We start from the raw sequence: 566 nt of genomic DNA on the forward strand, positions 1-566 counted from the left end.
GGGCCGGCTCGATCCGCCGCCGCAGGTGGTGGCCGCCACCGAAGAGTACTTCGAAGCCGAGGACGCGCTGGGCCGCTGGCTCGACGAGCGCTGCGTGCGCGAGGCCAATGCCAAGTCGCTGACGGCCGAACTGTTCAGCGACTGGAAGCAGTGGGCGGAGGCCGCTGGCGAGTTCGTCGGCTCGCAGCGCCGCTTCTCCGACCTCTTGATCACCCGCGGCGTCGAGAAATGGCGCAACGCCGCCGGCATCCGGGGCTTTCGTGGCGTGGGCCTCAAGCACCCGACGCAGCCCGCCTACACCCCCTATGCCGACGACTGAACACCCATGACCCCCTGCCGGACTGACGCATCTGACGCTGTACATCGTAAGTCTCTACGCGCGTGCGCGTGCGCGCGCCTCACGGGAGTAATCGATATCGTGCGTCGGATGCGTCAGTCCCCACCGAACGAGGACTGACACCATGCACACCACGATCCTGGCCCTGGACCTGGGCACCACCACCGGCTGGGCGCTGCGCGATGGCACCGGCCACATCACCAGCGGCGCTGCCTGCTTCCGGCCACAA

1 pseudogene is annotated in these 566 nt (G+C 68.4%); it reads left to right on the forward strand.

Annotation, left to right across the window (positions count from 1 at the left end):
• Positions 1–319 (forward strand): annotated as a pseudogene (locus CTA01S_RS16315) (phage/plasmid primase, P4 family); the annotation flags it as partial.
• Positions 320–566: the final 247 nt, after the last annotated feature.

This window comes from Caldimonas taiwanensis NBRC 104434 (genome assembly GCF_001592165.1).
Lineage (GTDB): Bacteria > Pseudomonadota > Gammaproteobacteria > Burkholderiales > Burkholderiaceae_C > Caldimonas > Caldimonas manganoxidans.